Source organism: Streptomyces sp. NPDC086147 (assembly GCF_040702165.1).
Taxonomy (GTDB): Bacteria; Actinomycetota; Actinomycetes; order Streptomycetales; family Streptomycetaceae; genus Streptomyces.
In genome coordinates this window covers 826,965-849,418 of sequence record NZ_JBFBJO010000001.1, presented here as the reverse complement: position 1 = coordinate 849,418, position 22,454 = coordinate 826,965, and the positions used below count along the sequence as shown (strand labels likewise).

Here is a 22,454-nt window from a genome sequence, read left to right as displayed (position 1 = left end):
TGGAAGGCCACGCCCAGGAACATCTCCCATAGATGTTGAATGTTGAACGGAATAGGGTTACAGTCGTTCTCGTTGAAGGTTCAACCAATTCCGAGCAAGGAGCAGTCATGGGTCTCTTCGGCCGCAAGAACACCGAGTCCGCCACCGCCGTCGCCACCCTCCCGGTGGACCCGGCCCTGGCCGCCCTGACCGGCGACTACACCATCGACCCCGCCCACAGCAGCATCGGCTTCACCGTCCGCCACGCCATGGTCACCAACGTCCGCGGCGGCTTCGCCGAGCACGAGGGCACGCTGAAGCTGGACGGGACGGACCCCGGCGCCTCCACCGCCTCGATCGACGTGAGGATCGCCTCCGTCGACACCGGCATCGCCGACCGCGACGCCCACCTGCGCGGCGGCGACTTCTTCGACGCCGAGCAGTTCCCGCTGATGTCCTTCCGCTCCACCCGGGCCGAGCAGCTCGGCGGCGACAAGTACCGGATCACCGGCGACCTGACCATCAAGGACGTCACCCGCCCGCTCTCCATCGACCTGGAGTTCAACGGCACCGCGACGGACGTCTACGGCAACGAGCGCGTCGGCTTCGAGGGCTCCGCCGAGATCCTGCGCTCCGAGTGGGGCCTGACCTGGAACGCGGCCCTGGAGACCGGTGGCGTCATGGTCAGCGACAAGGTCAAGCTGACCTTCGACATCTCCGCGATCAAGAACGCCGCCTGATCCCTTCCCGGCCGTACGGCCCCACGAGCGCGCCCGCTCGTCCGCCTCCCCCCGGCGGACGGCGGGCGCTCGGCGTTTCCGGGCCCGGGTCCGGAACCGGTGGGCGTCAGGCCGTCTTCGCCGCCGCCTCCACCACCGCCGGGACCAGCCGGTCGTTCTCCGGCGCGCCCGGGCCCGCCATGAAGGCGAAGCGGCGGCGGGCGTAGCTGTAGGCGAGGCCGGCGGCCGGGTCGGCGAAGGCCTGGGAGCCGGGGGCGCCGCTGTGGCCGACGGCTCCGGCGCCCAGCGACGGGTAGCGGGTGCCGAGCGGGACGAAGCCGAGGCCGAAGGCGTTCCGCGAGCCCGTGACGAGGTCGGTGCCCTCGGAGTGGATCCGGGCGAACTCGGCGAGGGTGCCGGGGGCGAGGAGCGGGGGCCGGCCGTCCAGCTCGCCCGCGATCGCCGCGTACATCCGGGACAGGCCCCGGGCCGAGCCGACGCCGCCGCCGGAGAGCGGCGCTTGGACGTGCACGGCACGGCTGTTGCCGTACTCGACCATGTCCAGCGGCGGATCGGTGCGGAGACCGAAGGCGACGGCCGCCAGGCTGTCGGGCGGGAGCGGGTTCGCGGCGAGGAACGCCTCCTCCTCGGCGGTGGGGACCAGGGGCAGGGCCGGGCGGAAGCGGGGTTCGAGCTCCTCGGGCAGGCCCAGGTAGTAGTCGAGGGCGTACGGGGCGCGGACCCGCTCCTCGAACAGCTCCTGGATCGTCCGGCCGGTGGCCCGCAGGACCACCTCGCCGACCAGGGCGCCGATGACGAGGCCGTGGTAGCCGTGGCCGGTGCCCGGCTCCCAGTAGGGGCGGCCGCCCGCGAGGCGGGCGGCGGTCCTGCGGTCGTCGGCCAGCTCCTCCAGGGAGAGGCCCTCGTCCGTGCCGATCAGCCCGGAGCGGTGGGAGAGGAGCTGGCGCAGGGTGGTCTCCCCCTTGCCCTCGGCGGCGAACTCGGGCCACCAGGAGGCGACCGTGCGGTCGAGGTCCAAGGCGCCGTCCTGCACGAGGAGGGCGGTGACCAGGGCCATGGCGCCCTTGGAGGAGGAGTAGAGGGCGAGCAGGGAGTCCCCGTCGACGCCGTCACCGCCCCAGAGGTCGACGACGAGGCGGCCCCGGTGGTAAACGGCGAGCTGCGCGCCGCCGTCCCGCGCCTCGTGCGCGGCGATCTCCGCGAACACCTCCCGCACGGGCTCGAAACCGGGCTCCACCGTGCCGTGGACGTGGACGTCGTTCATCGCGTCTCCTCACCCTGCGCGCCGCCGCCGCGGCAGTGTTCGTGGGTCGTTCCGGTCGTCGTCCACGACGTTAACGGCCGCCACTGACAACGGAGTCGGGGAAGCGGGGACCGGTCCGGAACCCGCAGGTCGGAGGCGTTGTCAGTGGGGGCCGTTAGCGTCGGCGGCATGGAATTCCGTATCGACAGCGCCGTGTTGACCGATGCCGTGGCCTGGGCCGCGCGCGTCCTGCCGGCCCGCTCCCCGATGCCCGTCCTCGGGGGGCTGCTCCTGGAGGCGACGGGGGACGGGCTGCGCGTCTCGGGGCTCGACCACGAGGCCTCGGCGCGGATCGAGGTGGAGGCCGAGACGGTCGCGGCGGGCCGGGCGCTGGTCCTGGGCCGGCGGCTGCTCGACATCTGCAAGGTGCTCCCCCGGGGCCGCGCCGAGCTCGCCGTGGAGGGCGCCCGCCTCTCGGTGACCTCGGGCGACGCCCGGTTCGGCCTCTCGCTGCTGCCGCTCGACGACCACCCGGCGCCGCCGCCGCTGCCCGAGGTGCTCGGTCTGGTCGACGGGGACGCCTTCGCGGCGGCGGTCGGCCAGGTGGCGGTGGCGGCGGGCCGGGACGACTCGCTGCCCGTCCTCACCGGGATACGGCTCTCCCTGGACGGGACGGTCATGACACTGGCCGCCACCGACCGCTACCGGTACGCGGTCCGCACCCTGGAGTGGAAGCCCGGGGCCGACGCGGCCGCGGCGGACGCCGACGTGGTCGTCCCGGCCCGGCGCCTCACCGAGATCGCCCGCTCCCTCGCCGGCGGGGGTCCGGCCCGGCTCGCGCTCGACTCCGGCTCCCTGGGCTTCGAGAGCGGCGGCATGCGCACCACCACCCGGCTGCTCGACGGCCGCCTCCCCCGCCACGACAAGCTCTTCGACCTCGGCGCGCACGCCCTCGCGGTCACCGACCGGGTGCCGCTGACCGAGGCCGTGAAGCGGGTCGCGGTCGTCGCGGAGGGCGACAGCCCGGTCCAGCTGGCCTTCTCCGCCGAGGGCCTGCACCTGCGGGCGGGGTACGAGGACGACGTGGCGTCCCAGCGGCTGCCGGCCTCCCTCGCCGGGGCGGACTCCGTGGCGGTCGCCTTCAATCCCGGCTACCTCCTGGACGCCCTGGCGTCCCTGGACAGCCCGGAGGTCCGCTTCCACCTGCTGGGTCCCGGCCAGCGGGCCCTGCTCACCGACGGCCCGGACCCGGCCCACCGCCATCTGCTGATGTCGGTGAAGCCGCTGGTCTGAGAGCGGGGCCCGGGGGCGCGCCGTACAAGCCGACCGGGGCCCGGGTGCGCGTCCTAGAAGCCGCCTCCGCCGTCGAAGCCGCCGCCCCCGCCGAAGTCCCCGCCGCCGAAGCCGCCCCCGCCGTCGAAGCCGCCGGAGTCGCCGGCCCCGAAGTCCCCGGAGGAGAAGTCGCCGCCCTGGAAGTCGCCGCCGCCGTACTCGGAGGCGTACGCCGGGGTGGAGAGCATGGAGCCGAGGAAGGTACCCATGAGGAGGCCGGGGAGCAGGCCGCCGCCGAAGTAGCCGCCGGCCCAGGGGCCGTAGGCGGGCCCCGCCTCCCAGTAGGGGCGGCGGCCGGAATCGGTGTCGACCGTGCGGGCGAGGGGGTCGAGGCCGTCGTCCAGGCGGGCCGCGTCGGCGGCGCAGACCGGCACCTCGCGGGCGGTCCCGCCGGCCGGGGTCCAGCGGCGGTCCTCGGTGGAGGGGCCGTGGCGCGGGTCGAAGAAGCAGGGGGCGCGCCGCTCGGGCAGCGGGCGGCGCTCGCGGCGGGCGGCCAGGACGGCGAGGGAGAAGCGCCCGTCCTCCAGCGCCTCCGTCACCCCGCGCACGTCGTGCGGGCGGGCGGCGGAGCCCATGAGGGACTTGGCCCGGTCGTAGGCGTCGAGGGCGCGTTCGTAGTCGCCGCGCATGGTGTCGTCGGCGCCGGCCTCGGCGGGGTGGAAGTCGAGGCGTTCCAGCTCCTCGCCGAAGGCGGTGATGTCCTCGTCGACGACGACCCGGAGCTTCTCCAGGGCGGCCCGCTCCTCGGCCTCCTTGCGGAGCCGGTTGCGGCGGACGACCGCGTAGCCGCCCGCGCCGGCCGCGACGACGACGCCGCCGAGGACGGCGAGTCCGGCGACCGGGACCCCGGAGCCGGATCCGGCGGAGCCCCAGGAGGAGGGGGCGGAGCCCTTCATGGCGGGCAGGGCCTGGTCCACGAAGGCGTTCAGCTCGGTGGCCGCGTCCACGTCCGGCGTACGGACGGAGGCGGCGAGGTTCCGGACGGCCGCCGGGGACATCACGGAGGGGTCGACCCCGGCGTCGAACCGGTCGCCGAGCCGTACGGCGTACAGACCGGTGGCGCCGGTCCGGGCCCGCAGGTCGTCGAGGAGCCCCTGCGGCGGGAACTGGGCGTTCGCGGGCAGCACGGCCACGAAGAGCGGCTTGTCCGCGTCCTCGATCTTCCGCGCGAGGGCGTCCGCGTCGGCCTCGGACAGCTGGTCGGCGGCGCCGGGGTCGACGTAGACCGGGCCCTGCCTCAGGGCGGCGGCCGCGTCGGACACGCCCGTGGCCCTGGCGCCCGCGGTGGGCACCAGGACCAGGAGCAGCAGCAGTATCAACCCGCCGAGAGCCGCAAGGCGGGCGAGCGGCCTGGTCCTCATACGTCGACGCTACCCGAACGGCGTCGAACAGAACATAAAAGACCAAAGGCGACTATTCGGCGGGGTCGACTCCCGCCCGCAGCAGGCCGTAGGTGAAGGCGTCCTCCAGGGCCTGCCAGGAGGCGGCGATGACGTTCTCGCCGACGCCGACCGTGGACCACTCGCCGCGGCCGTCGCTGGTCGTGACCAGGACCCGGGTGGTGGACTCGGTGCCGTGGCGGCCCTCCAGGATGCGGACCTTGTAGTCGGTCAGCTCGAACTTGGCGAGCTGCGGGTAGATCCGCTCCAGGCCGACCCGGATCGCCCGGTCGAGGGCGTTGACCGGGCCGTTGCCCTCGGCGGTGGCGACGATCCGCTCGCCCTTGGCCCAGAGCTTCACGGTGGCCTCGTTGGCGTGGGTGCCGTCGGGGCGGTCCTCGACGATCGCCCGCCAGGACTCCGTGCGGAAGTAGCGGCGGGCCCGGCCCTCGGCCTCCTCGCGCAGGAGCAGTTCGAAGGAGGCGTCGGCGGCCTCGTACGTGTAGCCCCGGAGCTCGCGCTCCTTGACCCGCTCGACGACCCGGGAGACCAGCGCCCGGTCGCCGCCCAGGTCGACGCCGAGCTCCTTGCCCTTGAGCTCGATGGAGGCGCGGCCGGCCATGTCGGAGACCAGCATCCGCATGGTGTTGCCGACCCGCTCGGGGTCGATGTGCTGGTAGAGGTCGGGGTCGACCTTGATCGCGGAGGCGTGCAGTCCGGCCTTGTGGGCGAAGGCGGAGACGCCCACGTACGGCTGGTGGGTGGAGGGCGTGAGGTTGACGACCTCGGCGATGGCGTGCGAGATCCGGGTCATCTCGGCGAGGGCGCCCTCGGGCAGCACCCGCTGGTCGTACTTGAGCTCCAGGGCCGCGACGACGGGGAAGAGGTTGGCGTTGCCGACCCGCTCGCCGTAGCCGTTGGCGGTGCACTGGACGTGGGTGGCGCCCGCGTCGACGGCGGCGAGGGTGTTGGCGACGGCGCAGCCGGTGTCGTCCTGGGCGTGGATGCCGAGCCGGGCGCCGGTGTCGGCGAGGACGGTGGCGACGACGGCCTGGATCTGGGCGGGGAGCATGCCGCCGTTGGTGTCGCAGAGGACGACGACGTCGGCGCCGGACTCGTGGGCGGCGCGGACGACGGCCTTGGCGTAGTCGGGGTTGGCCTTGTAGCCGTCGAAGAAGTGCTCGCAGTCGACGAAGACGCGGCGGCCGTGCTCGCGCAGGTGGGAGACGGTGTCGCGGACCATCTCCAGGTTCTCTTCGAGGGTGGTGCGCAGGGCCAGTTCGACGTGCCGGTCGTGCGACTTGGCGACCAGGGTGACGACCGGGGCGCCGGAGTCGAGGAGTGCCTTGACCTGCGGGTCCTCGGCGGCGGTGCCGCCGGCCCTGCGGGTGGCGCCGAAGGCGACGAGCCGCGCGTTCCTGAACGCGATCTCCTGGCGGGCGCGGGCGAAGAACTCCGTGTCGCGGGGGTTGGCGCCGGGCCAGCCGCCCTCGATGAAGCCGACGCCGAAGTCGTCGAGGTGCCGGGCGATGGTCAGCTTGTCCGCGACGGTGAGGTTGATGCCCTCGCGCTGCGCCCCGTCGCGCAGCGTCGTGTCGAAGACGTGGAAACTGTCGTCGAGGGGTGCGGCCTCGACGTTCTCCGTGGTCATGGCTGTCATGGCTCCTGTCGGATGTGGCTCCGGAAGGTCTGGCTCCACTTGCCCCCATTCTCGCGCCGCGTCCGTCTCCGGCGTGGGTGGGGCCGGAAAACGAAAAAACCCCTCGCGGGTGCGAGAGGTCTGCGCGCGGGTCTGGGGCACGGTGTCCGCCTGCGTGGGGGTCGTTCCACGCTTCAGCGGTCACTGCGGACCGGCGCGCCGCTGCCGATAATCATCGTGGTAGCAGGCACGCCGGAAGTCTGGCACAGGTGACCGCCCCGTGGGGCGGGGGTCTCACGATACGGGCAGGCTGTCCGGTTTCCGTCCGGTGCCGGTCTCCGCGCCGGCGTCCTTCCCGACCCGGCCGAGGTCGATGTCTCGGGTCTCGCGCATCGTGAGGTAGACGACCAGGGAGACGGCCGCGCAGCCGGCGACGTACCAGGAGAAGCCCGACTCGATGCCCGCGTCCTTGAACCAGAGGGCCACGTACTCGGCGGTACCGCCGAAGAGGGCGTTGGCGACGGCGTACGGCAGGGCGACGCCGAGGGCGCGGACGCCGGTCGGGAAGAGCTCGGCCTTCACGCAGGCGTTGATGGAGGTGTAGCCGGTGACGACGAGGAGCGCGAGGAGGGAGAGGCCGAGGGCCGGCCAGAAGGAGCCCGCGTGCTTGAGCATCGCCATGATCGGCACGGTGAGGAGGGTGGAGCCGACCGCGAAGGTGATGAGCAGGGGGCGGCGCCCGATCCGGTCGGAGAGCCGGCCGGCGAGCGGCTGGAGGCAGGCGAAGACGATCAGGGCGCAGAAGGAGACCAGGGTGGCGGTCTGCTTGGGGAGCCCGGCGGAGTTGGAGAGGTACTTGGTGAGGTAAGTGGTGTACGTGTAGTACGCCACGGTCCCGCCCATGGTGAGCGCGACGACGAGGAAGGCCTCGCGGCGGTGCGCCCAGAGGGCCTTGAGGGTGCCCTGCTGTCCCTGCTCGACGCCGACGCCCGCGGACTCCTCGTAGACCTCGGTCTCCAGCATGGTGCGGCGCAGGTAGAAGACGACGGCCGCGCCGAGGGCGCCGACGACGAAGGGGACGCGCCAGCCCCAGGAGTGCAGGGCCGCGTCGGACAGGGTCTGCTGGAGGACGAGGAGCAGGCCGAGGCCGAGGACCTGGCCGGCGGTCATCGACACGTACTGGAAGCTGGAGGCGAAGCCCCGGTGCTCGGGGGCGGAGGCCTCGGTGAGGTAGGTGGCGCTGGCCGCGTACTCGCCGCCGACCGAGAGGCCCTGGAGGAGGCGGGCGACCAGGAGGACGGCGGCGCCGCCGTACCCGGCGACCGCGTAGGTGGGGGCGACGGCGATCAGGACGGCGGAGGCGGACATCAGGGTGACGGTGAGGGTGAGGGCCGTCTTGCGGCCCTTGCGGTCGGCGACGCGGCCGAGGAGCCAGCCGCCGACCGGGCGCATGAAGAAGCCGACGGCGAAGATGCCGGCGGTGTTCATGAGTTTGGCGGTGTCGTTGCCCTCGGGGAAGAACGCCCCCGCGAAGTAGGTGGCGAAGCTCGCGTACACGAACCAGTCGAACCACTCGACCATGTTGCCGGCGGAGCCGACCCAGATCTTCTTCCAGTGCTCTCGTCCCATGGGCAGGAACCGTGCCGGAGCACCGGCCCGGCCAACAAGGGTGCAGCGGGCAACGATCCTGTGTACTTGCGTGCGTTACGGTCGCGCGAGCAGCTCCTGTTCGACGAACTCCCGCACGTGTTCGAGGACTTGACCCCTCCCCGTGCCGGGGATGCCGACGGCGACGTGCACGCTGAAGCCGTCGAGCAGGGCGCGCGTCCGGGTGGCGAAGCGGTCCGGGTCGACCGGCCGGAACTCACCGCGCGAGACCCCTTCGGCCAGGATCGCGACCAGGTCCCGGTGCCAGGCCCCCTCGATGGCGGCCTGGCGCGCGCGGGCGTCGGCGTCGGCGTTCTGCGAGCGGTTCCAGACCTCCAGCCAGAGCGTCCAGTGCGGGTCGCGCGGCCCTTCGGGCACGTACACGTCCACGTATCCGTCGAGCCGCTCACGGGCGCTGCCCGGCCGGGAGAGCAGGGCGCCGCGCCGGGCCCCGAGCCGCCCCTCGCTCCACTCCAGGGTCTGGAGCAGCAGTTCGTCCTTGGTGCGGAAGTAGTACAGCAGGTGTCCGCTGCTCATTCCGACCTGCCGCCCGAGCCCGGCCATGGTGAGCCCGTCGAGCCCGCGCTCGGCGATGGTCCCCATGGCGGCGGCGAGCACCTCCTCGCGGGGCGGTGCGGCCTGGTTGCGGCGGCGGGGAGGGGACGTCGGACTGCTGCTCTGACTCACTCGTACGTTCTACCCGATGACGGGCCCGGGAGGCCCGGCCCTCAGACCTTCGGCTGCTGCTGGGTGATGCAGTGGATGCCGCCGCCGGCCGCGAAGATCGTGCGCGCGTCGACCAGGACGACCTCGCGGTCGGGGAAGAGGCGGCGGAAGATCTCGGCGGCGAGCTCGTCGTGGGGGTCGTCGAAGGCGCAGAGGATCACGGCGCCTTCGCAGAGGTAGTGGTTGATGTACGAGTAGTCGACCCAGTCGCCCTCCTCGTCCTTGAGGACGGTCGGGGCCGGGATCTCGATGACCTCCAGGGGGCGGCCCCGGGCGTCGGTGGCGGCGCGCAGGATGCTCGCGTGCGTCCGGGAGCGCTCGTAGTCGGGGTGGGCCGGGTCCCGCTGGCTGTGGACGAGGACGGTGCCGGGGCGGGCGAAGGCGGCGACGATGTCGACGTGGCCCTGGGTGCCGTACGTGCCGTAGTCGGCGGCGAGGCCGTGCGGGAGCCAGATCGCCTTCGTGGTGCCGAGCCTGGCGTGGATCTCGGTCTCGACCTGCTCTCGGGTCCACCCGGGGTTGCGGCCGGAGCCGAGCTGGACGGTGTCGGTGAGGAGGACCGTGCCCTCGCCGTCGACGTGGATCGCGCCGCCCTCGTTGACGAGGGGGCTGCTTACGACGGGGACGCCGGCCGTGTCCGCGACGTGGCGGGCGATCTTGGAGTCGTGCTCCCAGCGGGCCCAGTCCTGGGCGCCCCAGCCGTTGAACACCCAGTCCACGGCGGCCAGTTCGGTGCCGTTCGTGACGAAGGTCGGGCCGATGTCCCGCATCCAGGCGTCGTCGAGGTCGCGCTCGACCAGCTCGACGTCCTCGCCGAGGAGCGCGCGGGCGCCCTCCGCGTCGCCGGGGGCGACGACCATCGTCACCGGCTCGAAGCGGCGGACGGCGCGGGCCACCGAGGCCCAGGCGGCGCGGGCGGCGGTCAGCTCCTCGGCATCGGTGAAGGTGGGGTTGGGGCCGGGCCAGGCCATCCAGGTGCGCTCGTGCGGTGTCCACTCGGCGGGCATGCGGTACGTCATGGTCAGTGGGTCCTAGAGGAAGTAGGGGTGGTCGAGGGGGGCGAGACCGGTCCGGCCGCCGGCGCGGCGGCGCCGTGGGCGCCGGACCGCGTTCCGGGGGCGAGCCGGTTCACAGGTGCCGGTGGCGGTGTCCGGATCGCCCACGACCCCGTACGCAGGGCCGCGGGCGATCGCCGGGCCGACGGGCGGCCCGGCCGCGGTGAAGGTCCGGCGTACGGTCTCGCCGGCCCTTCCCGTCCCCCGCGTGCCGGAGGAGGTGATCCCGGTCGCGCCGAGGCCGTGCGGGGCGTCCCGCGGGCCCATGGCTCCGACCTGGAGCCGATCGCGTTCCGCGGGGGCAGTCGCACGTCCCAAACACCTCCCGTTTGAGCGTCACTCTAAATGCTGAGACGCGTGGCTCCAAGCATTGACGCACGGTATGGGCACAGGTCACATTGAGCGTCACTCTAAAAGTCGTCCACCAGCTTCCCCCGTCCCCTCTCAGCTCCCCGGGAGACCCCATGCCGATAGAACAGCGCGGAGTCGACACCGTCCCCGAGGCCGAACGCACCAGCGGCCCCCGCGACCTCGTCTCGATCCTGCTCGGCTCCAACCTCTGCCTGGGGGTGATCGTCTTCGGCTGGCTCCCCGTCTCCTTCGGCCTCGGCCTCTGGGGCTCGGTGACCTCCGTCGTCACCGGCACCCTCGTCGGCGTCGCGGTCACCGCCCCGCTCGCGCTGGTCTCCCTGCGCACCGCGACCAACCTCTCCACCTCCTCCGGCGCCTTCTTCGGCGTCCGGGGCCGGCTCGTCGGCTCGGTGGTGGGGCTGCTCCTCTCGCTCGGCTACACCGCCCTGACCCTCTGGATCGGCGGCGACGTCGTGGTGGGGGCCCTCGCCCGGCTGACCGGCCTGCCCACGGGCAGCGGCGCCCACGCCGTCGTCTACGCGCTGCTCGCCGCCTGCACGGTGGTCGCCGCCGTGTACGGCTACCGGCTGCTGCTGCGACTGAGCAAGGTGCTCGCGGTCGGCATGACCGCGCTCCTCGCCGTCGGCCTGGTCGCGTACGCCGGGGACTTCACCACGGCGGCGGTGCCGGACACCCCGTACCTCCTGGGCTCCTTCTGGCCGACCTGGCTGCTCTCGGCGGTGGCGGCGGGGCTCAGCGGGCCGGTCGCCTTCATCACCCTGCTCGGCGACTACACGCGGTACGTCTCCCCCGAGCGGTACGGCGCGCGGACCGTGTGGCGGGCGACCTGTCTGGGCCTGGTCGTGGGCCTGCTCGTCCCGCAGCTCTTCGGCACGTACACGGCGCTCGCGGCCCGCGGGGCGCTCGACTACGCCGGCCCGCTCGTCGCCGCCTCGCCCGGCTGGTACCTGGTGCCGCTCCTCGTCGCGGCCACGGCCGGCACCGTCGGCAACGCCGGGCTGATGCTGTACTCCATGGGGCTCGACCTGGACGCGATCCTGCCCCGGGCCACCCGGGCGCGCGCCACGCTCGTGGTCGCGGCGGTGGCCACCGCCTTCGTCTTCCTCGGCCACTTCGCCTCGGACGCGCAGACGGCGATGACCTCGTTCGTGCTGCTGCTCACCGCGATCGGCACCCCGTGGGCGGTGATCACCCTGATCGGGCACGCGCGCTGCGGGGGCGTCTACGACCCGGAGGCACTCCAGGTCTACAACCGGCGCTCGCGCGGCGGGATCTACTGGTTCTCGGCGGGCTGGCACCCGCGCGCCACCGCATCCTGGGCGGTCGGCGCGGCGGTCGGCCTGGCCGCGGTGTCGACGCCGCTCTACGAGGGGCCGCTGCTCGCCCTGACGGGCGGGATCGACTGCAGTTTCGTGCTCTCGGGGATCACGGGCGGCGCGCTGTACGCCGTCCTGACGCCGCACGGGGCCCCCGTGGCCGCGACGGCCCCGGAAGCCCCGGTGCGGGTGGAGGGGTAGGGATCAGCCCAGCTCGTGCATCCAGCCGTGGTTGTCCTCGGCCTTGCCGGTCTGGACGGCGAGGAGCGCCTCGCGCAGCCTCATGGTGACCTCGCCGGGCTCCCCGCCCGACTGGGTCCACTCGCCGCGCTCGGACTTGACGGTGCCGACCGGGGTGATGACGGCGGCGGTGCCGCAGGCGAAGACCTCGGTCAGGGTGCCGTTCTCGCTGTCGGCCTGCCACCGGTCGATGGAGACACGGCCCTCCTCGGCCTCCAGGCCCAGGTCGGCGGCCAGCTTGAGCAGCGAGTCGCGGGTGATGCCGGCGAGCAGCGAGCCGGTGAGGACGGGGGTGATCAGCTTGTTCCCGTACACGAAGTACAGGTTCATGCCGCCGAGCTCCTCGACCCACTTGTGCTCGACGGCGTCGAGGTAGGCGACCTGGTCGCAGCCCTTGGCCGCCGCCTCGGCCTGCGCGAGCAGGGAGGCCGCGTAGTTGCCGCCGGTCTTGGCGTCGCCGACGCCGCCGGGGACGGCGCGGACGCGGTTCTCCGAGAGCCAGATGGAGACGGGCTTCACGCCGCCGGGGAAGTACGGGCCGGCCGGGGAGGCGATGACCACGAAGAGGTACTCGTTCGCCGGGCGGACGCCCAGGCCGACCTCGGTCGCGATCATGAACGGGCGCAGGTAGAGCGAGGCCTCGCCGCCGTGCTCCGGGACCCACGCCTTGTCGTGCTGGACGAGGACGTCACAGGCCTCGACGAAGGTCTCGACCGGCAGCTCGGGCATGGCGAGACGGCGGGCGGAGGCCTGGAAGCGGCGGGCGTTGGCGTCGGGACGGAAGCTGGCGACCGAGCCGTCGGGGCGGCGGTAGGCCTTCAGGCCCTCGAAGATCTCCTGCGCGTAGTGCAGGACGTTGGTGGCCGGGTCGAGCGCGAGCGGGCCGTACGGGACGAGTTCGGCATCGTGCCAGCCGCGGCCGTCGGTCCACCGGATGGTGACCATGTGGTCGGTGAAGTGGCGGCCGAATCCCGGGTTGGCCAGGATCGCCTCGCGCTCCGCGTCGGACAGCGGGCTGGAGGAGGGCTTGAGCTCGATCGTGGGCGTCGTCATGAGTGCGTGTCCTTCACCGGTCGTGGGGAGAGGACCGCGCGCGTACGCCGCTGTCGGAGACGGCTTGTCCCTGACGGAGTGGACGTCCGACGGTGCCCGCATACGGCGGCCCCGCGTTCGATTATCGCGCGCGGGGACCGGTGCGTGAAACAGGCTGGCGCGGTCCGGGGTTCTTTCGGGGTGCGCACCCCGCGGCCGCGCATGGGACAGCCGCCGGGCGCTGTGCGACCCGGCGGCTGATGGCGTGTGTCAGTCGGCGCGGGTCAGCTCGCTACTCGCGCGGCGAGCGCGTCGCCGATCTCGTCCGTGGTGCGGACGGAGTCGCCCCGCTCGGTGAGGTCGGCCGCGACGGCCTCCTCGACCCGGACGGCCTCGGACTCGTAGCCGAGGTGGCGCAGCAGGAGGGCGACGGAGAGGACGGTGGCCGTGGGGTCGGCCTTGCCCTGGCCCGCGATGTCCGGCGCGGAGCCGTGGACCGGCTCGAACATGGACGGGAAGTCGCCGCTGGGGTTGATGTTGCCCGAGGCGGCGACGCCGATGCCGCCGGAGACGGCCGCGGCGAGGTCGGTGATGATGTCGCCGAAGAGGTTGTCGGTGACGATCACGTCGAAGCGGGCCGGGTCGGTGACGAGGAAGATCGTCGCGGCGTCGACGTGCAGGTAGTCGGTGGCGACCTCGGGGAACTCGGCGGCCACCCGGTGGAAGGTGTCCGTCCAGAGGTGGCCGGCAAAGGTCAGCACGTTGTTCTTGTGGACCAGCGTGAGCTTCTTGCGCGGGCGGGCCTGGGCGCGGGCGAAGGCGTCCCGGACCACGCGCTCGACGCCGAAGGCGGTGTTGACCGAGACCTCGGTGGCGACCTCGTGCGGGGTGCCCTTGCGGATGGTGCCGCCGTTGCCCGTGTACGGGCCCTCGGTGCCCTCGCGGACCACGACGAAGTCGATCTCGGGCTGTCCGGCGAGCGGGGTCGCCACGCCGGGGAGCAGCTTCGAGGGACGCAGGTTCACGTGGTGGTCGAAGGCGAAGCGGAGCTTCAGGAGGAAGCCGCGCTCCAGGACGCCGGAGGGCACCGACGGGTCGCCGATGGCGCCGAGCAGGATGGCGTCGTGCTTCTTGAGGGAGTCCAGGTCGGCGTCGGTGAGGGTCTCACCGGTGGCGTGGTAGCGCGTGGCGCCGAAGTCGTACTCCTCGGTCTCCAGCTTCACGTCCTGGGGAAGGACGGCCGAGAGGACCTTGAGGCCCTGGGCCACGACCTCCTGGCCGATGCCGTCGCCGGGGATGACTGCGAGATCGATGCTGTGAGACATGTCGGCACCCTACTGGTCGTCCCATCGTCTGACACGTCACGTCCATCATGTGGACGAACGTCCAGGCCTCGACGGGGGGGTCAGTGGCCGGTGGAGCCGCCGTTGTCACGGCGGTCGAGGGCGCGCTGGAGGGCGGCGGCGGCGTTCTGGCGGGCCTCGTCGGCGGGACGGGCGGCGGAGTGGCGGACGCGGCGGGCGGCCTGGGCGGCGATGGGGGCCATGAGGGATCGACTCCTTGAGATCAGTGGTGATCCGGCGTGCGGAGATGAGCGACGTACGGGGACCGGGAACGGTCGGCGACGTGCGGGGACCAGTGGTGATCGAAGGCGCCGGAAGGGGCGGGGAGCGCCGCCGCAGGGGTTGCCTGCACGGGGCGTCGCGCTCTCGACCGCCATTCGCTGATGGAGCGAGACGTTCGGCTCCTACAAAGCTAGGGCAGGCCGCCGCATCTGTCTCCACAATTACTCGGACTTCCTACTATCTGAGACGGCAGGACACCGAGGGTCACCCCGCGACGGCCCGCAGCTCCCGGATCAGGGCCCGTACGGCGGGCGAAGAGGCCAGCTCGGGGGTGGTGACGTAGCCCACCGAGCGCGTCGGGCGGTCCGGTCCGAGATCGGTGATCCGCACCGAGGGCGGCGCCCCGACCAGGGAGAGCTCCGGCATCACGGCCATCCCGAAACCGGTGCCCACCATGGAGAGGACCGTCCCGTCGTCCTCGGCCTCCACCGTCGCGGGCGGCAGCCACTCCTGCCCGGCCCACCACTCCCGGGTGTACGAGGTGCAGTTCTCCGTCCAGTCGATCAGCGGGAGCGTGCGCGGCGCCGGGTGCCCGGCCGGGTGCACCAGGGCGTACCCCTCCTCCAGGAGGACGCCGCCGACCAGCTCCGGCGGCACCGGCGAGGTGGTGCCGAGCGTCGCGATCCCCAGGTCGGCCCGCCCGTCGAGGACTTCGCCGGCCGTGCCGCGCCCCACCTCCCGCACGATCCGCACCTCGGGCACGACGTCCGGGTGGCGCTCCGCGAGCCGTCCCAGGGCGCGGGGCAGCAGGTGGAGGGCGGCGCTGCGGAAGGCCGCGATCCGCAGCGGTCCGGCGGGAGCGTCCGCCTTCGTGGCACGCACCTCGGCGGCCATCACCTCCAGGAGCCGCAGCACCCGCCGGGCGTACGCGAGGGCCCGCTCCCCGGCCGGGGTCGGGGTGGCGCCGGTCCGGCCCCGCTCGAAGAGGACGACGCCCAGCTTGCGTTCGCTGCCGCGCACCGAGTGCGAGACGGCGGACTGGGTCGTGCCGAGGACGATGGCGGCGGCCGAGAAGCCGCGCTCGCGCCCGACGGCGACGAGGACGCGCAGCTCGTGCGGGGCCAGATCGACGGCCTTGCTCCCGGACCCGTTCATGCGCGGCGCCACCCCTTCGTGCGTATCTGCGTGCTTGCGCGCCCACGTACCTGCGTGCCCGCGTGCCTCTGCGTACCTGCGTACCCGAGCGGCCGAGCGCCCGCGTACGCGACCTCGTCGCGGAGCCGTCGCATCCGCCCCCACCCGCGTCCATGAGCGACTTTCATGGATCCGCCGGAGCCATCGACGCTACCCCCTGCCCGGGCCGCCGGCCGCCTCCTACGGTCGGCGGCATGACGAACGACACCATGATCACCGTCCGGCAGACCGCCCGCCCCACCGGCTTCCCGACCCCCGACCTGTTCTCCTTCACGGAGGAACCGCTGCCGGCGCCCGGACCGGGCACCGCGCTCGTCCAGAACCTCCGGCTCTCGGTCGACCCGTACCACCGCGAGGCGATGGACACGGACGAGCTGTGGACCCTGGGCTCCCCGATGGAGGGCCGGGCCCTGGGCCGGGTGCTCGACTCGCGCGACCCGTCGCTGCGCCCGGGCGACCTCGTCCTGCACCGCAGGGGCTGGCGCACCCACGCCGTGGTGGCGCCGGACGAGGTGCGCCGGGTCCCGGACCTCGGCCCCGGCGTCCCGCTCGCCGCGCACCTGAGCCTGCTCGGCGGTACGGGCCTGTCGGCCTATGTGGGCCTGACCAGGATCGCGCGGCTCCGGGCGGGCGAGGACCTGTTCGTCTCGGCGGCGGCCGGCGGGGTGGGCACGGCGGCGGGGCGGCTCGCCCGGCTGCTCGGCGCGGGCCGTCTGGTGGGCAGCGCGGGTTCGGCGCGCAAGGTGGCGTACCTGACGGAGGAGGTGGGCTTCGACGCGGCCTTCGACCACCACGACGGGCCGGTGGCGGAGTCGCTCGCGAAGGCCGCGCCCGACGGGCTCGACGCGGTGCTCGACGGGGTGGGCGGCGAGCACCTGGAGGCCGCGATCGGCTCGCTGCGCGAGCACGGCCGGATCGCCTGGGTGGGCGCCGTGGCCCAGTACCACTCGCTCTCCGCTCCCCCGCCGGCCCCGCGCAACCTCTTCGACCTGGTCGGGAAGAGCATCCGGCTCGAAGGGTTCCTGGTCCGGAACCACATGGACGCCCTGGAGGAGCTGTACGACCTCGCCGTCCCGCACCTGCGCGACGGTTCGCTGCCGCTGGACGTGACGGTGGCGGAGGGCTTCGAGCACGTGGTGGACGCGTTCCTGGGGATGCTGCGGGGCGAGAACCTGGGGAAGATGCTCGTCACGGTCTGACTCGGCACACCCACCTAGGTTGTTTTCCTACCTAGGTAGTGATGGAATGCACGCATGGCCGCAGACCGCAGATCCAGCTGGCTCAAGGGAGTCCTCGACCTGCTCGTCCTCTCCTGTCTGACCGACGGCGAGAGCTACGGGTACGAGATCGCGAAGGCGCTCGCCGGGGCGGGCCTCGGCGAGATCAAGGGCGGGACGCTCTATCCCGTCCTGAACCGCCTGGAGGAGGCCGGTCTGGTCGAGGCCGAGTTCCGCGCCGCCGAGCGCGGGCCGGGCCGCCGCTACTACCGGCTCACCGACCCGGGCCGGACGCACCTGGCGGCCGAGGGCGCGGCCTGGACGGAGTTCCACCGGGCCGTGGGGACGCGACTGCACGCAGGGGGAGCAGCACCATGACCACCGACGCCTACTTCGAGGAGCTGACGGGCGCGCTGCGCGCGGCGGGCGTGCCCGAGGAGCAGATCGACCGGACCGCCGCCGAGCTGCGCGGGCACCTCGCGGAGACGGGGTCCGCGCCGGAGGAGGAGTTCGGGCCCGCCGCGCGGTTCGCGGCCCGGCTCGGCGGGCTCGCCCCGGCGCCCGGGGAGCCGGACGGGGCGGCGGAGCACTGGACGTGGACCGCGGACCTCTTCAACGACCGCCGGATGCTGGCCGTCCACGGGGACCAGGGCTGGGAGGTGGAGTCACTGGACGCGCTCGGCCGGTTCGTCTGCCGCCGGGCGCCGGGGGCCGCGCTCGCCTGGGAGTACCGCCGCGAGGTGATCACGGACCGCCGCCGCGCCCGGGTCCTGGACGAGCTGGAGCCGGAGGGCTGGGAGCTGTGCGGCGAGTGGCTGGTGTACGGCTACTTCAAGCGCCCGAAGGCGGCGACCGCGGGCCCCGAAGGGGGCCTGGAGTCGCTGCCGGCCCGCCCGCACGGGTGGCTGTTCCTCAGCCGCCGGGGCAAGGCGGTGCTGGCGGTCTGGGCGCTCGCCGTCCTCGGCTGTCTGGCGGTGGCCCTGGCCGGCCTCGGGCTGCCGGGGTACACGATCGCGCTGCTCGGCCTCGGCTACGCGATCGGCATGACGTACACGGCGAGGAAGGAGACGGAGAGGGGCCGCGTCCACGCGGACCGCGCGGCGACGGGGAACGACGGCCCCTGACGCACCGTCACACCCCCACGCCCTCAAATCCCTTCACGTCACATCGCCGTCCCGCCAGTCGAAGACGAGCGGGGCGGCGGGGTCCGGCAGGGGCCCCGCGCCCGCCGGGCGCAGGAAGACGCCCCCCTCCTCCTCCGGGAGGTGGACGATCCCGCCGGGCGTGAACGCCTCGACGCGCCCCTCCCAGACCTGCCAGCCGCGCCCCCGGTAGAGGGCCGCGCCCGCGTCCGAGGCGGCGAGCGCCCCGAAGGCGTAGGCCCCGTCGATCACCCGCTCCAGCTCGGCCATGACCGCCCCGCCGAGCCCCTTGCGGCGCAGGTCGGCCCGGACGGCGACCCCTTCCACGTACCCGACGCGGTGCGAGCGCCCTCCGTGGAGCAGCCGGCGCATGACGACGGCGCCGTGGGCGGCGATCCCCTCCCCGTCCTCGATCCAGGCGTGGAAGCCGCCGAGGGTGTGGTCCCAGTCCTCGTCGTCGAAGTTCCCCTCGAAGGCGAGGTCGAGCATCTCGCGTACGGAGCGGAGCCGGGCGGCTCCGAGTGCATGGGTGGGCGCGGTCCTCACGGTCATGCGCCTCACCCTCCCACATCACATTAACCCTTGAAAGTGAATTGACAGGTTACTCCGGGTCTGCTGGAATCACCCTGCCGACACCTAACCGTTAATCCACACCTAAGGGGTTAGAAGATGTCCGTACTGCCGACCCACCACCGCACCGTCACCGTCCGCGGGCACGAGATCGCCTACCGGGAGGCCGGCCCGGCCGACGCCCCCGCCCTCCTCCTGCTGCACGGCTTCCCCACCAGTTCGCACATGTTCCGCGACCTGATCCCCCTGCTCGCCGACCGCTACCGCCTGATCGCCCCCGACCACCTGGGCTTCGGCCGCAGCGCCGCGCCCCCGGCCGGCGACTTCCCCTACACCTTCGCCGAACTGGCCGCGCTCACGGCCGAGTTCACCGAGGCCGTCGGCCTGGAGCGGTTCGCGCTCTACGTCCAGGACTACGGCGCCCCCATCGGCCTCCGGCTCGCTCTCGCCCACCCCGGGCGGATCACCGCGATCGTCACCCAGAACGGCAACGCGTACGAGGAGGGCCTCGGCGCCGAGGCGTGGGCCCCGGTCCTCGCCCTGATCGAGGAGCGCACTCCGAAGACCGAGGAGCCGGTCCGCGCCATCCGCTCCCCGGACGGCATCCGGTGGCAGTACGAGACGGGCGTCCCCGCCGAGTACCACGACCTCCTCAGCCCCGACGCCTGGCACCACGACGCCGCCCTGATGGCCCGCGAGGGCCAGGACGGCATCCAGCTGGACCTGATCACCGACTACGGCTCCAACTTCGCCCTCTACCCGGCCTTCCAGGAGTACTTCCGCACCTCCCGGGTCCCCCTCCTCGCCGTCTGGGGCGAGGGCGACCAGGTGTTCGTCCCGGCGGGCGCCGAGGCCTTCCGCCGCGACCTCCCGGACGCCGAGGTCCACCTCCTGCCCACCGGCCACTTCGCCCTGGAGACCCACGCGCCGCGGATCGCGACGCTGATCGACGACTTCCTGACCCGGCGGGTCCCCGTCAGGCCGTAGCCTTCTCCAGGTCGCGGGCCATGCGCTCCACCCACTCGGTGAAGCCTTCCCGATGGCGGCCGTCACCCGCGAGCAGGGTCGCGACCTGCGCGTCCGTGAGCCGGTCGGGCCCCGGCCCGGTCAGCAGCCGGTGCAGCTCCTTCATCAGGGACGTCATCCGCAACGCGTCGAGGTGCTCGATCGCGTCGACCCCGTGCCCGGGGCCGAGTGTCGTTGAACCGGGCATGTCGTGCCTCCTCACCGATCCCCTCCCAGCAGCGTAAGCCTCCCGCATGGAAACCGCCCCCGACCCCGGTTGGGGGACCGGGGTCGGGGGCGGTGTCGGGGGCCCGTCCCGAGGGGACGGGGGTCTGCCCCTGGGGGCAGGGGCCGCTCGCGCGGCGGGCGGGCGTCAGCCCATGTGCGGGTAGCCGTACTCGGTCGGCGGGACCAGCGTCTCCTTGATCGCGCGGGTCAGCGTCCAGCGCATCAGGTTCTGCGGGGCGCCGGCCTTGTCGTCGGTGCCGGAGGCGCGGCCGCCGCCGAAGGGCTGCTGGCCGACGACGGCGCCGGTCGACTTGTCGTTGATGTAGAAGTTGCCCGCGGCGTAGCGGAGCTTCTCCATCGTGTACGCGGCGGCGGCGCGGTCGTTCGCGATGACCGAGCCGGTGAGCGCGTAGTCCGAGACCGACTCCATCTGGGTCAGCATCTCGTCGTACTTCTCGTCGTCGTAGACGTGGATCGCGAGGATCGGGCCGAAGTACTCGGTCGTGAAGACCTCGTTCTCCGGGTCGGCGCACTCGATGACGGTCGGGCGGACGAAGTAACCGACCGAGTCGTCGTAGGTGCCGCCGGCGACGATCGTGCAGCTCGGGTCGGACTTGGCGCGGTCGATCGCCGCCTTGTTCTTGGCGAACGAGCGGTCGTCGATGACGGCGCCGATGAAGTGCGACAGGTCGGTGACGTCACCCATGGTGATGCCGTCGACCTCGGCCGCGAACTCCTCCTTGAAGCCGTCGTTCCAGATCGAGGCCGGGACGTAGGCGCGCGAGGACGCGGAACACTTCTGGCCCTGGTACTCGAAGGAGCCGCGGGTCAGGGCGGTCTTCAGGACGGCGCGGTCGGCGCTGGGGTGGGCGACGACGAAGTCCTTGCCGCCGGTCTCGCCGACGATCCGCGGGTACGAGCGGTAGTTCTCGATGTTGTTGCCGACCGTCTTCCACAGGTGCTGGAAGGTCTTGGTCGAGCCGGTGAAGTGGATGCCGGCCAGGTCGCGGTGGTTCAGGGCCACCTCGGAGACGGCGATGCCGTCGCCGGTCACCAGGTTGATGACGCCCTTGGGCAGGCCCGCCTCCTCCAGGAGCTCCATGAGGAGCACGGCGGCGTGGGTCTGCGTCGGGGACGGCTTCCAGACCACCACGTTGCCCATGAGGGCGGGGGCGGTGGGCAGGTTGCCCGCGATGGCCGTGAAGTTGAACGGCGTGATCGCGTAGACGAAGCCCTCGAGCGGGCGGTGGTCCAGACGGTTCCAGACGCCCGGCGAGTTGGCCGGGGGCTGCTCGGCCAGGATCTGGCGGGCGTACGCCACGTTGAAGCGCCAGAAGTCGACGAGCTCGCACGGGGTGTCGATCTCGGCCTGCTGGGCGGTCTTGGACTGGCCGAGCATGGTGGACGCGGCCAGCGTCTCGCGCCAGGGCCCGGCGAGCAGCTCGGCGGCGCGCAGGATGATCGCGGCGCGGTCGTCGAAGGACATCGCGCGCCAGGCGGGGGCGGCGGCCAGGGCGGCGTCGATCGCGTCCTGGGCGTCCTGCTGGGTGGCGCCGCGGAAGGTGCCGATGACGGCCCGGTGGTTGTGCGGCTGGACGACCTCGAACTCCTCGCCGCCGCCCAGGCGCTTCACGCCGCCGATGGTCATCGGCAGCTCGCGCGGGTTCTCGGCCAGCTCCTTGAGCTTGAGCTCCAGACGGGCGCGCTCGGGGGAGCCGGGGGCGTAGCCGTGCACCGGCTCGTTGACGGGAGTGGGGACCTGGGTCACAGCGTCCATGAGTCTCGATACTCCTTCGGAGGGGTGGTGGGGCTCAGCCCTTGGTGAGGATGGAGCGGACGAAGAAGAGGAGGTTGGCCGGCTTCTCCGCCAGACGGCGCATGAAGTAGCCGTACCAGTCGGTGCCGTACGCGGTGTAGACGCGCATGCGGTGGCCCTCGGCGGCGAGGCGGTTCTGCTCCTCGCTCCGGATGCCGTACAGCATCTGGAACTCGTACTCGTCCGGCTTGCGCCCGGCGCGGCGGGCCAGCTCCTGGCCGACGGAGATCAGGCGCGGGTCGTGGGACCCGATCATCGGGTAGCCGGAGCCCTCCATCAGGATCTTCGTGATCCGGACGTACGCCTTGTCGATCTCCGGCTTCTCCTGGATCGCGACGGAGGCGGGCTCCTTGTAGGCGCCCTTCACGATCCGGACGCGGGAGCCGTTCGCGGCGAGGCGGCGGGCGTCGTCCTCGGTGCGGAAGAGGTAGGCCTGGATGACGCAGCCGGTCTGCGGGAAGTCCTTCCGCAGCTCCTCGTGGATGGCGAACATCGAGTCGAGGGTGGTGTGGTCCTCGGCGTCCAGGGTGACGGTGGTGCCGATCTCGGCGGCGGCCTCGACGACCGGCCGGACGTTGGCGAGCGCCAGCTCGTGGCCGTTCTCCAGGGACTGGCCGAACATCGACAGCTTCACGGACATCTCGGCGCGCTCGCCGAGGCCCAGCTCCTTCAGGCGGCCGATGAGCTCCAGGTAGGCGTCCCGGGCGGCGTGCGACTGCTCGACGGTGGTGATGTCCTCGCCGACGACGTCGAGGGTGACCTCCAGGCCGCGCTCGCTCAGCTCCCGCACGATCGGGACGACGTCGTCCACGGTCTCGCCGGCGATGAAGCGTGCCACGACCTGCTTGGTCCCGGGCGCGGCCGAGACGAAACGGCGCATCTTGTCGCTGCGCGACGCGGCGAGGATCACGGGACCCAGCACGGGGCACCTCCAGAGGGCAAGGGTAGAACGGGGCCGTACCCGGATGAAGACGCCGAAGCGAACGAACCGGAACAGCACGGATAACCACTGTGAAA

The 22,454-nt window shown here is 72.8% G+C and carries 21 protein-coding genes and 1 pseudogene; 7 read left to right on the top strand and 15 right to left on the bottom strand.

What is annotated here, in order from left to right; all coding sequences use genetic code 11:
* Positions 1–107: 107 nt before the first annotated feature.
* Positions 108–719, top strand: coding sequence for a YceI family protein (locus AB0398_RS03990; protein ID WP_366372185.1), 612 nt, complete (start codon positions 108–110; stop codon positions 717–719).
* 106 nt (positions 720–825) lie between these two features.
* On the opposite strand, the gene AB0398_RS03985 is transcribed toward AB0398_RS03990, so the two are convergent.
* Positions 826–1,983: a serine hydrolase domain-containing protein gene (locus AB0398_RS03985; RefSeq protein ID WP_366372184.1), complete on the bottom strand. Its 1,158-nt coding sequence runs from the start codon at positions 1,981–1,983 to the stop codon at positions 826–828.
* A gap of 168 nt (positions 1,984–2,151) precedes the next feature.
* Between AB0398_RS03985 and dnaN the strand changes: the two genes are divergently transcribed.
* Entirely contained in the window at positions 2,152–3,255 is a 1,104-nt protein-coding gene (gene dnaN, locus AB0398_RS03980; RefSeq protein ID WP_366372183.1) for a DNA polymerase III subunit beta, read from the top strand.
* 53 nt (positions 3,256–3,308) lie between these two features.
* Here the strand turns inward: dnaN and AB0398_RS03975 are convergent, their stop codons facing one another.
* The 6 genes and pseudogenes from AB0398_RS03975 to AB0398_RS03950 form a co-directional block, all read right to left on the bottom strand.
* Entirely contained in the window at positions 3,309–4,655 is a 1,347-nt protein-coding gene (locus AB0398_RS03975) for a hypothetical protein (RefSeq protein WP_366372182.1), read from the bottom strand.
* A gap of 52 nt (positions 4,656–4,707) precedes the next feature.
* The gene (cimA, locus tag AB0398_RS03970; RefSeq protein WP_366372181.1) at positions 4,708–6,324 is read right to left on the bottom strand and encodes a citramalate synthase; all 1,617 of its coding nucleotides are present in this window, start codon (positions 6,322–6,324) and stop codon (positions 4,708–4,710) included.
* 282 nt (positions 6,325–6,606) lie between these two features.
* On the bottom strand, positions 6,607–7,941 hold the full coding sequence (locus AB0398_RS03965; RefSeq protein WP_366372180.1) for an MFS transporter: 1,335 nt from the start codon (positions 7,939–7,941) through the stop codon (positions 6,607–6,609).
* A 75-nt stretch (positions 7,942–8,016) separates the two neighbouring features.
* On the bottom strand, positions 8,017–8,562 hold the full coding sequence (locus tag AB0398_RS03960) for a TetR/AcrR family transcriptional regulator (protein WP_366372354.1): 546 nt from the start codon (positions 8,560–8,562) through the stop codon (positions 8,017–8,019).
* 125 nt (positions 8,563–8,687) lie between these two features.
* On the bottom strand, positions 8,688–9,704 hold the full coding sequence (locus tag AB0398_RS03955; protein ID WP_366372179.1) for an agmatine deiminase family protein: 1,017 nt from the start codon (positions 9,702–9,704) through the stop codon (positions 8,688–8,690).
* 105 nt (positions 9,705–9,809) lie between these two features.
* A pseudogene (locus tag AB0398_RS03950) lies at positions 9,810–10,043 on the bottom strand (hypothetical protein); the annotation flags it as partial.
* Between the two features lie 161 nt (positions 10,044–10,204).
* Between AB0398_RS03950 and AB0398_RS03945 the strand changes: the two are divergent.
* Entirely contained in the window at positions 10,205–11,629 is a 1,425-nt protein-coding gene (locus AB0398_RS03945; RefSeq protein ID WP_366372178.1) for a cytosine permease, read from the top strand.
* Positions 11,630–11,632: 3 nt separating this feature from the next.
* Here the strand turns inward: AB0398_RS03945 and AB0398_RS03940 are convergent, their stop codons facing one another.
* From AB0398_RS03940 to AB0398_RS03925, 4 genes are all read right to left on the bottom strand, one after another.
* Complete coding sequence (locus AB0398_RS03940) at positions 11,633–12,721, bottom strand: branched-chain amino acid aminotransferase (protein WP_366372176.1); 1,089 nt, start codon at positions 12,719–12,721, stop codon at positions 11,633–11,635.
* Positions 12,722–12,984: 263 nt separating this feature from the next.
* A complete protein-coding gene (locus AB0398_RS03935; RefSeq protein WP_366372174.1) occupies positions 12,985–14,025 on the bottom strand; it encodes a 3-isopropylmalate dehydrogenase in 1,041 nt (346 codons plus the stop codon).
* A gap of 80 nt (positions 14,026–14,105) precedes the next feature.
* Positions 14,106–14,246: a hypothetical protein gene (locus AB0398_RS03930; RefSeq protein WP_356548324.1), complete on the bottom strand. Its 141-nt coding sequence runs from the start codon at positions 14,244–14,246 to the stop codon at positions 14,106–14,108.
* A gap of 283 nt (positions 14,247–14,529) precedes the next feature.
* A complete protein-coding gene (locus AB0398_RS03925; RefSeq protein ID WP_366372172.1) occupies positions 14,530–15,420 on the bottom strand; it encodes a LysR family transcriptional regulator in 891 nt (296 codons plus the stop codon).
* Between the two features lie 233 nt (positions 15,421–15,653).
* Here AB0398_RS03925 and AB0398_RS03920 point away from each other — a divergent pair, with 233 nt between their 5' ends.
* The 3 genes from AB0398_RS03920 to AB0398_RS03910 are packed head-to-tail and all read left to right on the top strand — an operon-like array spanning position 15,654 to position 17,800.
* Positions 15,654–16,658, top strand: coding sequence for an NADP-dependent oxidoreductase (locus AB0398_RS03920; protein ID WP_366372170.1), 1,005 nt, complete (start codon positions 15,654–15,656; stop codon positions 16,656–16,658).
* 54 nt (positions 16,659–16,712) lie between these two features.
* Positions 16,713–17,054 carry a helix-turn-helix transcriptional regulator gene (locus AB0398_RS03915; protein WP_366372168.1) on the top strand — a complete coding sequence of 114 codons (342 nt, stop codon included), beginning with the start codon at positions 16,713–16,715 and terminating at the stop codon, positions 17,052–17,054.
* On the top strand, positions 17,051–17,800 hold the full coding sequence (locus AB0398_RS03910; RefSeq protein WP_366372166.1) for a hypothetical protein: 750 nt from the start codon (positions 17,051–17,053) through the stop codon (positions 17,798–17,800). The genes AB0398_RS03915 and AB0398_RS03910 overlap by 4 nt, the downstream gene beginning before the upstream one ends.
* Positions 17,801–17,833: 33 nt before the next feature.
* On the opposite strand, the gene AB0398_RS03905 is transcribed toward AB0398_RS03910, so the two are convergent.
* Positions 17,834–18,370, bottom strand: coding sequence for a GNAT family N-acetyltransferase (locus AB0398_RS03905; RefSeq protein ID WP_366372165.1), 537 nt, complete (start codon positions 18,368–18,370; stop codon positions 17,834–17,836).
* Between the two features lie 117 nt (positions 18,371–18,487).
* Here AB0398_RS03905 and AB0398_RS03900 point away from each other — a divergent pair, with 117 nt between their 5' ends.
* Positions 18,488–19,375 (top strand): alpha/beta fold hydrolase, encoded by an 888-nt coding sequence (locus tag AB0398_RS03900; RefSeq protein ID WP_366372163.1) that lies wholly within the window; start codon positions 18,488–18,490, stop codon positions 19,373–19,375.
* On the opposite strand, the gene AB0398_RS03895 is transcribed toward AB0398_RS03900, so the two are convergent.
* The 3 genes from AB0398_RS03895 to AB0398_RS03885 form a co-directional block, all read right to left on the bottom strand.
* A complete protein-coding gene (locus AB0398_RS03895; RefSeq protein WP_366372161.1) occupies positions 19,365–19,601 on the bottom strand; it encodes a hypothetical protein in 237 nt (78 codons plus the stop codon). The two genes, AB0398_RS03900 and AB0398_RS03895, sit on opposite strands and share 11 nt — an antisense overlap.
* A 165-nt stretch (positions 19,602–19,766) precedes the next feature.
* On the bottom strand, positions 19,767–21,398 hold the full coding sequence (pruA, locus tag AB0398_RS03890; protein WP_366372159.1) for an L-glutamate gamma-semialdehyde dehydrogenase: 1,632 nt from the start codon (positions 21,396–21,398) through the stop codon (positions 19,767–19,769).
* A 34-nt stretch (positions 21,399–21,432) separates the two neighbouring features.
* On the bottom strand, positions 21,433–22,359 hold the full coding sequence (locus AB0398_RS03885) for a proline dehydrogenase family protein (RefSeq protein WP_366372158.1): 927 nt from the start codon (positions 22,357–22,359) through the stop codon (positions 21,433–21,435).
* Positions 22,360–22,454: the final 95 nt, after the last annotated feature.

What these genes read in the sequence shown, in the direction of transcription:
- AB0398_RS03990 (WP_366372185.1), top strand. Translation starts at nt 108, where the DNA reads ATGGGTCTCTTCGGCCGCAAGAACACCGAGTCCGCCACCGCCGTCGCC.
- AB0398_RS03905 (WP_366372165.1), bottom strand. Translation starts at nt 18,370, where the DNA reads ATGACCGTGAGGACCGCGCCCACCCATGCACTCGGAGCCGCCCGGCTC.
- dnaN (WP_366372183.1), top strand. Translation starts at nt 2,152, where the DNA reads ATGGAATTCCGTATCGACAGCGCCGTGTTGACCGATGCCGTGGCCTGG.
- AB0398_RS03965 (WP_366372180.1), bottom strand. Translation starts at nt 7,941, where the DNA reads ATGGGACGAGAGCACTGGAAGAAGATCTGGGTCGGCTCCGCCGGCAAC.
- AB0398_RS03935 (WP_366372174.1), bottom strand. Translation starts at nt 14,025, where the DNA reads ATGTCTCACAGCATCGATCTCGCAGTCATCCCCGGCGACGGCATCGGC.
- AB0398_RS03940 (WP_366372176.1), bottom strand. Translation starts at nt 12,721, where the DNA reads ATGACGACGCCCACGATCGAGCTCAAGCCCTCCTCCAGCCCGCTGTCC.
- pruA (WP_366372159.1), bottom strand. Translation starts at nt 21,398, where the DNA reads ATGGACGCTGTGACCCAGGTCCCCACTCCCGTCAACGAGCCGGTGCAC.
- AB0398_RS03900 (WP_366372163.1), top strand. Translation starts at nt 18,488, where the DNA reads ATGTCCGTACTGCCGACCCACCACCGCACCGTCACCGTCCGCGGGCAC.
- cimA (WP_366372181.1), bottom strand. Translation starts at nt 6,324, where the DNA reads ATGACCACGGAGAACGTCGAGGCCGCACCCCTCGACGACAGTTTCCAC.
- AB0398_RS03915 (WP_366372168.1), top strand. Translation starts at nt 16,713, where the DNA reads ATGGCCGCAGACCGCAGATCCAGCTGGCTCAAGGGAGTCCTCGACCTG.
- AB0398_RS03930 (WP_356548324.1), bottom strand. Translation starts at nt 14,246, where the DNA reads ATGGCCCCCATCGCCGCCCAGGCCGCCCGCCGCGTCCGCCACTCCGCC.
- AB0398_RS03945 (WP_366372178.1), top strand. Translation starts at nt 10,205, where the DNA reads ATGCCGATAGAACAGCGCGGAGTCGACACCGTCCCCGAGGCCGAACGC.
- AB0398_RS03985 (WP_366372184.1), bottom strand. Translation starts at nt 1,983, where the DNA reads ATGAACGACGTCCACGTCCACGGCACGGTGGAGCCCGGTTTCGAGCCC.
- AB0398_RS03975 (WP_366372182.1), bottom strand. Translation starts at nt 4,655, where the DNA reads ATGAGGACCAGGCCGCTCGCCCGCCTTGCGGCTCTCGGCGGGTTGATA.
- AB0398_RS03955 (WP_366372179.1), bottom strand. Translation starts at nt 9,704, where the DNA reads ATGACGTACCGCATGCCCGCCGAGTGGACACCGCACGAGCGCACCTGG.
- AB0398_RS03960 (WP_366372354.1), bottom strand. Translation starts at nt 8,562, where the DNA reads ATGGGGACCATCGCCGAGCGCGGGCTCGACGGGCTCACCATGGCCGGG.
- AB0398_RS03895 (WP_366372161.1), bottom strand. Translation starts at nt 19,601, where the DNA reads ATGCCCGGTTCAACGACACTCGGCCCCGGGCACGGGGTCGACGCGATC.
- AB0398_RS03910 (WP_366372166.1), top strand. Translation starts at nt 17,051, where the DNA reads ATGACCACCGACGCCTACTTCGAGGAGCTGACGGGCGCGCTGCGCGCG.
- AB0398_RS03925 (WP_366372172.1), bottom strand. Translation starts at nt 15,420, where the DNA reads ATGAACGGGTCCGGGAGCAAGGCCGTCGATCTGGCCCCGCACGAGCTG.
- AB0398_RS03920 (WP_366372170.1), top strand. Translation starts at nt 15,654, where the DNA reads ATGACGAACGACACCATGATCACCGTCCGGCAGACCGCCCGCCCCACC.